The sequence below is a fragment of the Streptomyces pluripotens genome (assembly GCF_000802245.2).
Lineage (GTDB): Bacteria > Actinomycetota > Actinomycetes > Streptomycetales > Streptomycetaceae > Streptomyces > Streptomyces pluripotens.
Genome location: NZ_CP021080.1, coordinates 5,314,556 through 5,328,114, shown reverse-complemented (window position 1 = coordinate 5,328,114; position 13,559 = coordinate 5,314,556). Strand labels below are relative to the sequence as shown.

Sequence of the window (13,559 nt, the reverse complement as noted above, 5' to 3'; positions counted from 1 at the left end):
GGCGAACGTCACAGGAAATAGAGACGGTTGAGGGAGACCGTGGCAGCGGGCTCGGAACGCAGCGGATCGCCGTCGAGGGTGACCAGGCCGGTGCGCTGGTCGACGTCGACCGCGCCGACACGGGCGTTCAGACGCAGGTCCGCGGGGCCGATGCCACGGGTGCCGCGCACGGCGACCCGGCGGCGGCGCGTGGGCATCGTGTCACCGCCCTGGTCGACGGCGGCCTGGGCGACGAAGGCGACGGAGATGTCGGCGGCCGTGGCGCCGTACGAGCCGAACTGTGGTCCGAGAACCAGGGGTTCGCAGGTGTCGGTGGCCGCGTTGGGATCGCCGGTGACGCCGTACGCGGGGAAGCCGGCCTTGAGGACGAGCTGCGGCTTGGCGCCGAAGTACTCCGGGCGCCACAGCACGATGTCGGCCAGCTTGCCGGTCTCGATGGAGCCGACCTCGTGCGAGAGTCCGTGGGCGATGGCCGGGTTGATGGTCAGCTTGGCCAGGTAGCGCAGTACCCGGGCGTTGTCGTCGCCCTCGCCGTCACCTGCCATGGGGCCCAGCTCGGCCTTCATCTTGCCGGCCATGGCGAACGTGCGACGGACCGTCTCGCCGGCCCGGCCCATGCCCTGGGCGTCGGAGGAGGTGATCCCGATCGCGCCCAGGTCGTGCAACACGTCCTCGGCGCCCATGGTGCCGGCCCGGATGCGGTCGCGGGCCATGGCCGCGTCGCCGGGCAGGTCGGTCTTGAGGTCGTGGACGGAGACGATCATGCCGTAGTGCTCGGCGACCGCGTCCCGACCGAAGGGCAGGGTGGGATTGGTGGAAGAGCCGATGACATTCGGGACGCCGGCCATCTTGAGCACATTGGGCACGTGCCCGCCACCGCAGCCCTCGATGTGGAAGGCGTGGATCGTGCGCCCCTGAAGCACCTTCAGGGTGTCCTCCACGGACAGGCACTCGTTCAGGCCGTCGCTGTGCAGGGCGACCTGGACGTCGTGCTCCTCGGCCACCCGTAGAGCGGTGTCCAGGGCCCGGGTGTGGGCGCCCATGTCCTCGTGCACCTTGAAACCGCAGGCACCGCCCTCGGCGAGTGCCTCGATCAGCGGCGCCTGCGACGAGGACGAGCCCCGGCCGAGGAAACCGATGTTGACCGGCCAGGCGTCGAAGGCGCCGAAGGCGTGGCGCAGTGCCCAGGGCGAGTTGACGCCGACGCCCCAGACCGGACCGAACTCCTGCCCGATGATCGTGGTCACGCCGGAGGCGAGGGAGGCCTCCATGATGCGCGGCGACAGCAGGTGGACATGGGTGTCGACGGCACCGGCGGTGGCGATGAGCCCCTCGCCGGACACGATGGAGGTGCCGGTGCCGACGACGACGTCGACCCCGTCGAGGGTGTCCGGGTTGCCGGCTCGCCCGATGGCGCAGATGCGGCCCTCACGGATGCCGATGGAGACCTTGCGGATGCCCTGGGTCGCGTCGATCACGACGACGTTGCTGATCACGACGTCGCAGGTGTCACGGACGGCGGCGGCCTTGAGGTGCAGTCCGTCGCGGGCCGTCTTGCCGAAGCCGGCCAGGAACTCGTCGCCGTACCGCTGCGAGTCGGACTCGACACGGATGGTCAGACCCGAGTCGCCGAGGCGGATGCGGTCCCCGGTACGGGGGCCGTGGGTGGCCGCGTAGGCGTGCGGGTCGACCCGGACCGCCCGGCTCACCTCTCGTCCTTTAGAGCGGCTCATCGCTCTTCGTCTCCTTCCGGCACAGCGGGGTTCGTGACGGCGTGCGTGACTCCGAGGTATCCGCAGGCCGCCGCCCTGCGCAGGGCCTCTTCCTGTGCGCCGGGTGCGTCCAGTGGCCCGTCGACCAGACCGGCGAAGCCGATGGCGACGCGCTCGCCGCCGATCGGGACCAGCCCCACCTCCTCGCGCTGCCCCGGCCCGAAGCGGACCGAGGACCCTGCGGGTACCGCGAGCCGCATGCCGTAGGCGGCCGGGCGGTCGAAGTCGAGGCGTGGGTTGGCCTCGAAGAAGTGGAAGTGGGAGGTGACGGAGATGGGCACGGTGGCGGTGTTGGTGACCTGGACCCGCAGGACCGGCCGGGGGTCGGCGTGTTCGGACGCGGGCAGCAGCGCGCCCGGGGCGTCCTCGCCGAGGCCACCGCCGATGGGATCGGAGACCACCGCGAGCCGGGAGCCGTCGTCGAAGACAGCCTCGACCATCACCTCGGTGACGACGTCGGCGACCCCCGGCAGGACGTCCTCGGGACCGAGCACCGACCGGGCGGCTTCGATGGCCTCCACGAGCCGCCTGCCGTCCCGGGCCGCCTCGCAAACGGTGTCCGCGATCAACGCGGTGGCCTCCGGCACGTTCAGCCGCAGACCGCGCGCCCGGCGTGCCCGCGCTAGCTCGGCGGCCCCGAAGAGCAGCAGCCGGTCACGTTCCGTGGGGGTGAGTCTCACGATGCGGCACCTCCTTGCCCTACCAAGTTAGAGCATCACTCTAAACGCAGAATTCCTGAAACAGAAGCATTGACCGGGACCGAGGCTTCGCGCCACATTGAACGTCGCTCAAATCGCATTGAGCGTCGCTCAAACCACCTGGCGGCCGTCGAAGGAGACCAGCCATGCCGATCGAACAGCACGGCGTCGACACCATCCCGGACGAGGAGCGGACCAGCGGTCCGCGCGACCTCGTCTCGATCCTGCTCGGATCCAACCTCTGCCTCGGGGTGATCATCTTCGGCTGGCTGCCGCCGTCGTTCGGGCTCGATTGGTGGTCCTCGGTCAGCTCCATCGTGGTCGGCACGGTGGTCGGCACCGCCGTGACCGCCCCACTGGCCCTGATCTCACTGCGTACCGCGACCAACCTCTCCACCTCCTCCGGCGCCCAGTTCGGCGTCCGCGGCCGACTGGTCGGCTCGGTGGTCGGTCTGCTGCTGGCGCTGGGCTACACCGCGCTGACGGTGTGGATCGGCGGGGACGTGATGCTCAGTGTGCTCGGCCGGATGTTCGGGCTGACCGCGAACGGGGGGTCGTACGCCGTCGTCTACACGGTGCTCGCCGCGGCCACGGTCGCCGGCGCCGTCTACGGCTACCGGGTACTGCTCGCCATGTCCAAGGTGCTGGCCATCGGCATGAGCGCGCTGCTCGCCCTCGGCATCCTCGCCTACGCCCCCCACTTCACCACGTCGGCTCTGCCGGACGCGGGCGGTTATCTGCTCGGGTCCTTCTGGCCGACCTGGCTGCTCGCGGCGGTGGCGGCCGGCCTGTCCGGACCGATCGCCTTCATCACCCTGCTCGGCGACTACACCCGCTACATCTCCCCCGCCCGTCACTCCGGCCGCCGCGTCCTGCACGCCACCTGGCTCGGTCTGGTTCTCGGGCTGCTGGTGCCGCAGTTGTTCGGCACCTTCACGGCGTACGGCGCGCACGCGGCCCTCGACTACGCGGGCCCGCTGGTCGCAGCCTCCCCCACCTGGTACCTGGTCCCGCTGCTCCTGTCCGCCTCCGCCGGCTCGGTCGGCAACGCGGGCCTGATGCTGTACTCGATGGGCCTGGACCTGGACGCCATCCTGCCCCGGGCGTCGCGTGCCCGGGCCACCTACACCGTCGCGGCCGTCGCCACCGCCTGTGTCTTCGCCGGTCACTACGCCTGGGACGCGCAGTCGGCGATGACGTCCTTCGTCCTCCTGCTCACCGCGATCGGCACCCCGTGGGCGGTCATCACCCTGATCGGCTTCGCCCGCTGCCGCGGGGTGTACGACGCCGATGCCCTGCAGGTCTTCAACCGCCGTTCCCGGGGCGGGATCTACTGGTACCGGGCGGGCTGGAACCTGCGGGCCACCGTCTCCTGGACGGCCGGTGCCGTGGTCGGTCTGCTGGCGGTGTCGCTGCCGTCGTACCAGGGCCCGCTGCTGACGCTGACCGGTGGCGTGGACTGCAGCTTCCTGCTGTCGGGCGCGGTGGGCGGAGCGGTGTACCTGTTGCTGACGCTCTCCCCGGAACGCGGCAGGGCCGCTGCGGACACGGAGTCCGGAGCGGCCCTGAGCCTGAGCGCCGAGCGGTAGCCCTCAGCCCAACGTGTGCATCCAGCCGTGCTTGTCCTCGGTGGTGCCGCGCTGGATGTCGAGGAGAGCCTGGCGCAGCCGGAGCGTGACGTCGCCGGGTTCTCCGTTGCCCTGCCGCCACTCGGTGCCGTCCCTCTTGACCGTGCCGACCGGGGTGATCACGGCCGCGGTGCCGCAGGCGAAGACCTCGGTGAGGGTGCCGTTCTCGACGTCGCGCTGCCACTGGTCGACGGAGACCCGGCCTTCCTCGGACTCGTAGCCGAGGTCACGGGCGACGGCGAGCAGGGAGTCGCGGGTGACGCCCTCCAAGATGGAGCCGGTCAGCGCCGGCGTGATGATCTTGTTGCCGTACACGAAGTACAGGTTCATGCCGCCGAGTTCCTCGACCCACCGGTGCTCCACGGCGTCGAGGTAGCAGACCTGGTCGCAGCCCTTGGCGGCGGCCTCGGCCTGGGCGAGCAGGGAGGCAGCGTAGTTGCCGCCGGTCTTCGCGTCGCCCATGCCGCCGGGGACGGCACGGACCCGGTCCTCGGAGACCCAGATCGACACCGGCTTCACACCGCCGGGGAAGTAGGCGCCGGCCGGGGAGGCGATCACGATGAACAGATACTCGTTGGCGGGCTTGACGCCGAGCCCGACCTCAGTGGCGATCATGAATGGCCGCAGGTAGAGGGATTCCTCACCGCCGTGCGTGGGCACCCAGTCCTTGTCCTGCCGGACCAGGGCGTCACAGGCCTCGACGAACGTCTCGACCGGCAGCTCGGGCATGGCGAGGCGGCGTGCGGACCGCTGGAAACGCCTGGCGTTCTGGTCCGGGCGGAAGGTGGCGACCGAGCCGTCGGGCTGACGGTAGGCCTTCAGCCCCTCGAAGATCTCCTGCGCGTAGTGCAGCACGTTGGTGGCCGGGTCGAGAGGGATCGGCGCGTACGGAACGAGCTGGCCGTCGTGCCATCCGCGGCCCTCGGTCCACTTGATCGTCACCATGTGGTCGGTGAAGTGGCGGCCGAATCCGGGGTTGGCCAGGATCGCCTCGCGCTCCGCGGCGGCCAGTGGATGGGCGGACGGCTTGAGCTCGATCGTGGGCGTCGTCATGTGGTTGTCCTTCACCGGTTGTAGTGGCAGGCCGCGCTCACGCCCACACTGCCAGTCGCCAGTGCTAGGACGTCCGAGCTTTCCCTCATGCCGCGGCTCCGCGTTCGATTATCGCGCGGGGGCTGCGGCGGACGGAATGGGGGTGAGAGCGGCCCAGGGGTCGATGGTGGCACCCGGCGGGGACATGGGGAAGCCGCCGGGCGATCGCTGCCCCGGCGGCTTGGAGGGTGTCGAGCGCCGGGTCAGCCGGCTACTCGGGCGGCGAGCGCGTCGCCGATCTGCACGGTGGTGCGCGCACCTTGCGCAGAACGCTCGGTGAGGTCGGCGGCAACGGCCGCGTCGATCCGGTCAGCCTCGGTGTCGTAACCGAGGTGGCGCAGCAGCAGGGCGACGGACAGGACCGTGGCGGTGGGGTCGGCCTTGCCCTGGCCCGCGATGTCCGGGGCGGAGCCGTGGACCGGCTCGAACATGGACGGGAACTCCCGGCCGGGGTTGATGTTGCCGGAGGCGGCCACGCCGATACCACCGGAGACGGCCGCGGCGAGGTCGGTGATGATGTCGCCGAAGAGGTTGTCGGTGACGATGACGTCGAACCGCTCGGGCTGGGTGACCAGGAAGATCGTGGCCGCGTCGACATGCAGGTAGTCGGTGGTGACCTCCGGGAACTCCTGGGCCACCCGGTGGAAGGTGTTCGTCCACAGATGCCCGGCGAAGGTCAGCACATTGTTCTTGTGGACCAGCGTGAGCTTCTTGCGCGCGCGGGCCTGGGCGCGGCCGAAGGCGTCCCGGACCACGCGCTCGACCCCGTAGGCCGTGTTGACGGAGACCTCGGTGGCGACTTCGTCCGCGGTGCCCTGGCGGATGGTGCCGCCATTGCCCGTGTAGGGGCCCTCGGTGCCCTCGCGGACGACCACGAAATCGATCTCCGGCTGGCCGGCGAGCGGCGTGGTGACGCCCGGAAGGAGCTTCGACGGACGCAGGTTGACGTGGTGGTCGAAGGCGAAGCGGAGCTTGAGCAGGAAGCCGCGCTCCAGCACGCCGGAGGGGACGCTCGGGTCACCGATGGCTCCGAGCAGGATGGCGTCGTGCTGCTTCAGCGCCGCGAGGTCGGCGTTGGTGAGGGTCTCACCGGTGGCGTGGTAGCGCTTGGCACCGAAGTCGTACTCCTTGGTCTCCAGCTTCACATCCTGCGGCAGGACGGCGGAGAGGACCTTCAGACCCTCGGCCACGACCTCCTGGCCGATGCCGTCACCGGGGATCACTGCGAGATTGATGCTGCGAGACATGCGGGCACCCTACTCCTTGTCCCAGGGAATGACATGCGCCGTCCGCGATGCGGACACCCGACGGAGGGCGGCCTTCGGGGCGCGGTTACTGGTCCAGAGCAGGTCAGTGGCCGGTCTCGCCGCCGTTGTCCCGGCGGTCGAGGGCACGCTGGAGGGCGGCTGCGGCGTTCCTGCGGTCGGACTCGCTCGTGCGGGTGACGTGGCGGACTCGACGGCGGACGGTCGTTTCGGGCATGAGGGATCGACTCCTTCGGCGAACGGGGAGCGCGGAAAGTAGAAGCGAAACGGGCAAAGCAGGTGAAAGCTGAGGGAAAAGGTGCGGGAGGAAAGGGATGACGAGACCTCCCACCGCCTCGGGGAACGGGAGGCGCCCCCCGGCAGAGGTGGGGGTGTCGGCCGCAGGGGTTGCCTGCACGGGCCCGGCTCACGACCGTCATGCGCTGGATCGAGCGAGACGTTCGGCTTCTACAAAGCTAAAGGAACTGGCCGCGCCTGTCTGCTCAATTACTCGGACTTCCTACTATCTGAGACGGGCTTACCTCGTTCGAGGGAACGCAGGGTGCGGATCAGGGCCCGGACGGCGGCTGTCACCCCTTTCCTCCGCGGCAATGCCGCCCCCTCCCCGGCAATGTCGACGTCTTCCCCGCGGCGCCGGAATTGGCGACGGGCCGGGAAGCCCGCTCGGTGGCAGGCTTCCCGGCCCGTGGTCGGGAGGGGCTGATCAGCCCATGTGCGGGTAGGTGTAGTCGGTCGGCGGGACCAGGGTCTCCTTGATAGCGCGGGTCAGCGTCCAGCGCAGGAGGTTCTGGGGAGCCCCGGCCTTGTCGTTGGTGCCGGAGGCACGGCCGCCGCCGAAGGGCTGCTGGCCGACGACGGCACCGGTCGACTTGTCGTTGATGTAGAAGTTGCCCGCGGCGAAGCGGAGCTTGTCCATCGTGTACGCGGCGGCGGCACGGTCGCCCGCGATGACCGAACCGGTCAGCGCGTAGTCGGAGACGGACTCCATCTGGGTCAGCATCTCGTCGTACTGGTCGTCCTCGTAGACGTGCACGGCGAGGAACGGGCCGAAGTACTCGGTGGTGAAGACCTCGTTCTCCGGGTCGGTGCACTCGACGACGGTCGGGCGGACGAAGTAGCCGACCGAGTCGTCGTAACTGCCGCCGGCCACGATGGTGCAGGACGGGTCCTGCTGGGCGCGGTCGATGGCCGCCTTGTTCTTGGCGAAGGAACGCTCGTCGATGACCGCACCCATGAAGTTGGACAGGTCGGTGACGTCACCCATGGTGAGGTAGTCGACCTCGGCGGCGAACTCCTCCTTGAAGCCCGAGTTCCAGATGGACGCCGGAATGTACGCGCGGGAGGTCGCGCTGCACTTCTGGCCCTGGTACTCGAAGGCACCGCGGGTCAGGGCGGTCTTCAGGATGGCGCGGTCGGCGCTCGGGTGAGCGACCACGAAGTCCTTGCCACCGGTCTCACCGACCAGGCGCGGGTAGGAGCGGTACTTCTCGATGTTGTTGCCGACCGTCTTCCACAGGTACTGGAAGGTCTTGGTCGAGCCGGTGAAGTGGATGCCGGCCAGGTCCCGGTGCTCCAGGGCGACCTCGGAGACCTCGATGCCGTCGCCGGTGACGAGGTTGATGACGCCCTTGGGCAGGCCCGCCTCCTCCAGCAGCTGCATGAGCAGGACGGCCGCGTGGGTCTGGGTCGGGGACGGCTTCCAGACCACCACGTTGCCCATGAGGGCGGGGGCGGTGGGGAGGTTGGCGGCGATCGCGCTGAAGTTGAACGGCGTGATCGCGTAGACGAAGCCCTCCAGCGGGCGGTGGTCCAGGCGGTTCCAGACACCCGGGGAGTTCGCCGGGGGCTGCTCGGCGAGGATCTGGCGGGCGTAGTGGACGTTGAAGCGCCAGAAGTCGACGAGCTCACAGGGGCTGTCGATCTCCGCCTGCTGGGCGGTCTTGGACTGGCCGAGCATGGTGGAGGCGGCGATCGTCTCGCGCCACGGACCGGCCAGCAGCTCGGCGGCGCGCAGGATGATCGCGGCACGGTCGTCGAAGGACATCGCGCGCCAGGCCGGTGCGGCAGCGAGGGCCGCGTCGATGGCGTCCTGCGCGTCCTGCTGGGTGGCGTTGCGCAGGGTGCCGAGCACGGCCTTGTGGTTGTGCGGCTGCACCACCTGGATGGCCTCGCCGCCGCCCATCCGCTTCTCACCGCCGATGGTCATCGGCAGGTCGACCGGGTTCTCGGCCAGCTCCTTGAGCTTGGCCTCCAGCCTCGCGCGCTCCGGCGAGCCGGGGGCGTAGCCGTGCACCGGCTCGTTGACGGGGGTGGGGACCTGGGTCACAGCGTCCATGAGATCCGTACTCCTTGTACGTGAGCGGGTGTTCGGGCTCAGCCCTTGCTGACCATGCTGCGCATGAAGAAGCGCAGGTTCGCGGGCTTCTCGGCGAGACGGCGCATGAAGTAGCCGTACCAGTCGGTTCCGTAGGCCGTGTAGACGCGCATGCGGTGGCCCTCGGCGGCCAGCCGCAGGTGCTCGTCGCTGCGGATGCCGTACAGCATCTGGAACTCGTACTCGTCGAGCTTGCGGCCGGCCTGGTGGGCCAGCTCCTGGGCGATGGCGATCAGGCGCGGGTCGTGGGACCCGATCATCGGGTAACCCTCGCCCTCCATCAGGGTCTTCAAGATGCGGACGTACGCCTTGTCGATCTCGTGCTTCTGCTGGTACGCGACCTCGGCGGGCTCCTTGTAGGCGCCCTTCACCAGGCGCACCCGGCTGCCGGCGTCGGCGAGGCGGCGGGCGTCGGCCTCGGTGCGGAAGAGGTAGGCCTGGATCACGCAACCGGTCTGCGGGAAGTCCTTCCGCAGCTCCTCGTGGATGGCGAACATCGAGTCGAGGGTGGTGTGGTCCTCGGCGTCGAGGGTCACGGTGGTGCCGATGGCGGCGGCCGCCTCGACGACCGGGCGGACGTTGGCGAGGGCCAGCTCGTGGCCGCCCTCCAGCGCCTGGCCGAACATGGAGAGCTTGACGGACATCTCGACGCGCTCGCCGAGCTCCAGCTCCTTCAGCCGGTCGATCAGCGCCAGGTAGGCGTCCCGGGCGGCGGCGGCCTGCTCAGGGCTGGTGATGTCCTCGCCGACGACGTCCATCGTCAGCTCCAGGCCCTTGGCCGTCAGGCCCTCGATGATCGGCACGATGTCGTCGACGGTCTCACCCGGTATGAAGCGGTCGACGACCTGCTTGGTCACCGGGGCCGCCGAGATCAGGCGTCGCATCCGGTCGCTGCGCGACGCGGCGAGAATCACGGGACCCAGCACGGGGCACCTCCACATACCAACCCATACGAGGCCGCTACCCGACTATCCGGGTACGGCACGGAGAACCACCGTGAAACCTAAGGATCTCTCCGATCCTCGGCCATCGACAGCTGTCACGCATCCGTGCCCCGGATCTCAGACAGATGTATGAGGGGGGCCGGAAAATGGGGGAGAATGCATGCGTGGTGGCGGATTACAAGGGTGACTACCAGGAGCTGGTGGACGAGATCTCGGAGCTCCTGGGTGTTCCGGCGACCCTGGAGAACCGCGACTTCGAGTTGATCGCCTTCGGCGCGTACGACAGCGAGGACGAGCTGGATCCCTCGGCGCTGGACCCGGTGCGCACCCGTTCGATCCTCACCCGGCGCTCCACGACCGGGGTCCGGACCTGGTTCGAGGGCTTCGGTATCACCCGCGCGACCGGACCGGTCCGGATCCCGCCGAGCCCGGAGGCTGGGGTGTACCGCGGCCGGATCTGCCTGCCGGTACGCCACCGGGGCGTGGTGCTGGGGTACGTCTGGCTGCTGGACGGCGATCCCGGGCCGACGGACGCGCAGCTGGTCTCCGCCATGCGGGTGGCGGACCGGATCGGCGCGCTGCTCGCGGACGAGGCGGCGGCCGGGGCCGGGCTGAGCCGGGAGCTGCGGGCGGTGCTCACTGCGGAACGCGGCTGGCAGCGGGACATGGCGGTGGCCGAGCTGCGCACCGCCCTGGGGGCCCGCGCGGACGGCCCGCACACCCTGGTCTGCGTCGCCCCCTGGCCCTCGGCCGACCCGGACGAGGGCCCCTCCCCGCGCACGGTCCCGCACGCCACGGCACTGTGCACGCTGCCGTGGGGGCGGACGGACCACAGCCTCGCGGTCCTGGTCCGGCTCCGCTCGACGGACGCGGGGACTCCCGCACTGACCGCGGCCACGCGGTTGCTGAAGGAGGCGGAGGGCACGCGCGCGGGCCGTTCGGGGGCCGGGGGGCCGGCGGCCGGGGTCGGCGAGCCCCGGACCGGCCTCGCCGAGCTGGGCACGGTGTGGCAGGAGGCCGCCGCCGCCGCGCGGGCCGCGCTCGCCGAGCCGCGGTTCGGGCCGGTGGCGGAGTGGCGGCGCATCGGACCGTACCGGATGCTGACCGCGCTGCCTCCGGAGTCGGTCCAGGACCCCGTGGTCGGCACCCTGCTCGCCCCCGCCCACCGGGAGCTGACCCGTACCGCCGAGGCCTACCTCGACTGCGCGGGCCAGGCCGGCCGTACGGCCGCCGAGCTGGGCATCCACCGCCAGACGCTGTACTACCGCTTGTCCCGGGTGGAACAGCTGACCGGCCTGGACCTGGACGACGGCGAGGACCGGCTGCTGCTGCACATGGCGCTGAAGCGGGCGCGGCTCTGAGCCCGTCAGACGTCTCGGCCCCCGGCCAGGTGCGCCACGAACTCCGCCCAGGAACGAGGGGCAAGAAGCAGGGCGGGCCCCGTGGGGTTCTTGGAGTCACGGACGGCGACGCGGGCGGCTATGGAGGCCACTTCCAGGCAGTTCTGGCCCGCGTCGCTGTGGGAGGACTTCGTCCAGGCGCAGTCGAGGGCGAGTTCGGAGGCCGTGAGGCGCGGGTGCATGGTCTACAGCTCTCGTTCTAGTCGGGACAGGAACTCGGGCGTGTCCTCGGGAGGCAGCGCTGACGCTGTCATGGCGTTGAACCGGCGGGTGAACCGGTCGACTTCGCGCGGCTTGTCCGAGGTGGATACGGAGCCCCAGGCACTGTCGGTCTGGACACGCGGCGGCAGTTCGCTGCCGAAATCGAGAATGGCGAAGTCGTTGACCGAGCGGTAGCTGGGTCGGAAGGGTAGAACCTGAATGGTGACGTGGTCCCGTCCCGAGAGCTCCTGGATACGTGCGAACTGCTCACGCATGACGTCGGCGCCCCCGATGGGGTACCGCAAGGCGGCCTCCCCGAGGATGACGTGCAGCTTGACCGGGTTTCCTCGGGTGAGCACCTCCTGGCGCTTCATTCGCAACTCCACGCTGCTTCGGATGAATTCGGACGTGTACTCCTCGATCGGCTTCTGCACCTCATGCACGACACGCGCATAGCGCTCGGTCTGAAGCAGGCCGTACACGAGGGTGGGATGGTACGCCTTCATCGACAGGGCCTCGGGTTCGAGCCCGACGAAGCCCGGCATCCCCGCGGGCATGAGCCCCCGGTACTGCGTCAACCAGTCCTGGTTCGCCGACTCCCGGTTGAGGTTGATCATCGACTCGATGACCCCCTCGTCCGTGACGCCGTATTTCTCCAGCAGCTTGCGCAGATCGCCGACGTTGCGGAAGTTCAGCGAACCCGACTCGATCCGCTGCAACGAGGCCTCCGAGATGCGTAGTCCCACGACGGCCTGCCTTCGGGTGAGACCGCCGCCGCGGTCTCCCAGACCACAGTTCTCGCGTAACTGACGGAGCTGCAAGCCGAGTTCGAGTCGTTGTGCCGTGCGTCCGCGTTTGGCCGCCATGTGCACTCCTTTGCGCTGCCGTGCGTGCCGGTGACCACCGTGTGCAGAGTGTGACATCGCGTGCGTTGCTCGCGCAGCCGTTTGCACAGAACCAGGCATAGTCCACTTTCCAACTCACTGATTAATCAGGCGAGTTTCGATTGATGTCGAGTGGAACGGCCCGTCACCGTGGTTGAACAGCAACTGCACGAAACGGAGCCCCCCATGTCCCCCACCCCCACCTCCCTCACCCACGACTGGTCGATGAGCTACCCGATGACCGCCCGCAGCGTTCGCCTGGCCCGCCTCCACGTCCGCCGCCACCTCACCCTCTGGAACTGGACCGGCGACATCGAGGACGCCGTGCTCGTCACGTCGGAGCTGGTCACCAACGCGGTGCTGCACGGCAGGGCCCCCGGCCACGAACTGTGGTTGCGACTGGCCGAACTGGAGGACGGCGGGCTGCTCGTCGACGTGTCGGACCCGGTACCGGCGTTCCCCGAGCCGGGCGGCAGGAAGGTTGGCGGTGAGAGTGGCCGCGGCCTCCTCCTCGTCGGCCGGCTCGCGGAGGAACTCGACTGGTTCCTGCGGGCGGAGGTCGGCAAGACGGTCCGGGCGCGGCTCGGCACGGCCGCGCCCGGCCGACCGGTCAGCCCTGGTTGGCGTTCGCGGCCTCGATGATCCGCCGTAGCCCCTCGGCGAGCGCGGCCCCGTCGGGTGCGGTCTTCGGGTCGAAGGTCCACTGGGCGATGAGGCCCGTCATGAGGACCGTGTAGAAGGCACCGAGCGTGTCGACGGCGTCTTCCGGCACGTCCTCCTCGCGTCCCCCCATCAAGAGGGCGACGAAGCCGCGCGAGGCCTCCCGTTGGGCGCGCGCGAGGTGGTCGCGCACCTCGGGCAACTGATCACCCATGACCGCGATCTCCGCGCTGAGCCGCCAGAACGAGCCGGGTTCGCGCATGGTGGCGACGATGTTCGACCACACCTCCCGGAACCGCTCCAGGGAGCCCGGCGCGGCGCCGGACCCGGCGCCGGCGTCCCCAGCGAACGCCGCGGACGCCCCCTCCACCAGCGACACGTACGCCTGCGCCAGCAACGCGTCCTTCGAGCCGTAGTGATAGCCGATCGAGGCCAGGTTCGTCCCCGACTCCTTGACGATGTCCCGCGCGGTGGTGCGTGCGAAGCCCTTCTCCAACAGGCAGCGCTTGGCGCCTTCTAGCAGATCCTCACGGTGTCCCATGCCTGTCACCCTACTCCGCGATCCATACGGCCGTCCTAGACACATGATTTGCACATGCGTCCCATACATTCGTCTCATACATTCGTCCTAGACAAGCGTT

13 protein-coding genes are annotated in these 13,559 nt (G+C 69.7%); 3 read left to right on the top strand and 10 right to left on the bottom strand.

From position 1 onward, the window contains the following. Nucleotides 1-8 precede the first annotated feature (8 nt). Together LK06_RS24040 and ureA are read right to left on the bottom strand one after the other, a co-directional pair. A complete protein-coding gene (locus LK06_RS24040; protein ID WP_039653282.1) occupies nucleotides 9-1,733 on the bottom strand; it encodes an urease subunit alpha in 1,725 nt (574 codons plus the stop codon). Next, entirely contained in the window at nucleotides 1,730-2,452 is a 723-nt protein-coding gene (gene ureA / locus LK06_RS24035) for an urease subunit gamma (RefSeq protein WP_039653285.1), read from the bottom strand. Before ureA ends, LK06_RS24040 begins: the two co-directional genes overlap by 4 nt. Before the next feature lie 164 nt (nucleotides 2,453-2,616). Here ureA and LK06_RS24030 point away from each other — a divergent pair, with 164 nt between their 5' ends. Then, entirely contained in the window at nucleotides 2,617-4,059 is a 1,443-nt protein-coding gene (locus LK06_RS24030) for a cytosine permease (RefSeq protein ID WP_039653287.1), read from the top strand. A gap of 3 nt (nucleotides 4,060-4,062) precedes the next feature. On the opposite strand, the gene LK06_RS24025 is transcribed toward LK06_RS24030, so the two are convergent. The 5 genes from LK06_RS24025 to LK06_RS24005 all read right to left on the bottom strand — a co-directional run bounded on the left by LK06_RS24025 (nucleotide 4,063) and on the right by LK06_RS24005 (nucleotide 9,755). Continuing rightward, nucleotides 4,063-5,151 carry a branched-chain amino acid aminotransferase gene (locus tag LK06_RS24025; protein WP_043432133.1) on the bottom strand — a complete coding sequence of 363 codons (1,089 nt, stop codon included), beginning with the start codon at nucleotides 5,149-5,151 and terminating at the stop codon, nucleotides 4,063-4,065. Nucleotides 5,152-5,393: 242 nt separating this feature from the next. Next, nucleotides 5,394-6,437, bottom strand: coding sequence for a 3-isopropylmalate dehydrogenase (locus LK06_RS24020; protein WP_039653291.1), 1,044 nt, complete (start codon nucleotides 6,435-6,437; stop codon nucleotides 5,394-5,396). A 103-nt stretch (nucleotides 6,438-6,540) separates the two neighbouring features. Further along, the gene (locus LK06_RS34930) at nucleotides 6,541-6,672 is read right to left on the bottom strand and encodes a hypothetical protein (RefSeq protein ID WP_086083484.1); all 132 of its coding nucleotides are present in this window, start codon (nucleotides 6,670-6,672) and stop codon (nucleotides 6,541-6,543) included. A 486-nt stretch (nucleotides 6,673-7,158) separates the two neighbouring features. Further along, nucleotides 7,159-8,790: an L-glutamate gamma-semialdehyde dehydrogenase gene (gene pruA, locus LK06_RS24010; RefSeq protein ID WP_043404153.1), complete on the bottom strand. Its 1,632-nt coding sequence runs from the start codon at nucleotides 8,788-8,790 to the stop codon at nucleotides 7,159-7,161. A gap of 38 nt (nucleotides 8,791-8,828) precedes the next feature. Next, nucleotides 8,829-9,755, bottom strand: a complete 927-nt coding sequence (locus tag LK06_RS24005; RefSeq protein WP_039653294.1) for a proline dehydrogenase family protein — start codon at nucleotides 9,753-9,755, stop codon at nucleotides 8,829-8,831. Between the two features lie 164 nt (nucleotides 9,756-9,919). On the opposite strand from LK06_RS24005, the gene LK06_RS24000 reads away from it, so the two are divergent. Continuing rightward, nucleotides 9,920-11,134: a PucR family transcriptional regulator gene (locus tag LK06_RS24000; protein WP_234367491.1), complete on the top strand. Its 1,215-nt coding sequence runs from the start codon at nucleotides 9,920-9,922 to the stop codon at nucleotides 11,132-11,134. A 5-nt stretch (nucleotides 11,135-11,139) separates the two neighbouring features. On the opposite strand, the gene LK06_RS23995 is transcribed toward LK06_RS24000, so the two are convergent. Beyond that, nucleotides 11,140-11,355: a DUF397 domain-containing protein gene (locus LK06_RS23995; RefSeq protein WP_039653297.1), complete on the bottom strand. Its 216-nt coding sequence runs from the start codon at nucleotides 11,353-11,355 to the stop codon at nucleotides 11,140-11,142. A 3-nt stretch (nucleotides 11,356-11,358) separates the two neighbouring features. Then, nucleotides 11,359-12,240: a helix-turn-helix domain-containing protein gene (locus LK06_RS23990; protein WP_039653299.1), complete on the bottom strand. Its 882-nt coding sequence runs from the start codon at nucleotides 12,238-12,240 to the stop codon at nucleotides 11,359-11,361. A 204-nt stretch (nucleotides 12,241-12,444) separates the two neighbouring features. Between LK06_RS23990 and LK06_RS23985 the strand changes: the two genes are divergently transcribed. Next, on the top strand, nucleotides 12,445-12,900 hold the full coding sequence (locus LK06_RS23985) for an ATP-binding protein (RefSeq protein ID WP_052269956.1): 456 nt from the start codon (nucleotides 12,445-12,447) through the stop codon (nucleotides 12,898-12,900). Here LK06_RS23985 and LK06_RS23980 read toward each other — a convergent pair. Next, nucleotides 12,869-13,459, bottom strand: coding sequence for a TetR/AcrR family transcriptional regulator (locus LK06_RS23980; protein ID WP_039653301.1), 591 nt, complete (start codon nucleotides 13,457-13,459; stop codon nucleotides 12,869-12,871). The genes LK06_RS23985 and LK06_RS23980 overlap by 32 nt on opposite strands. Between the last annotated feature and the right edge of the window lie 100 nt (nucleotides 13,460-13,559).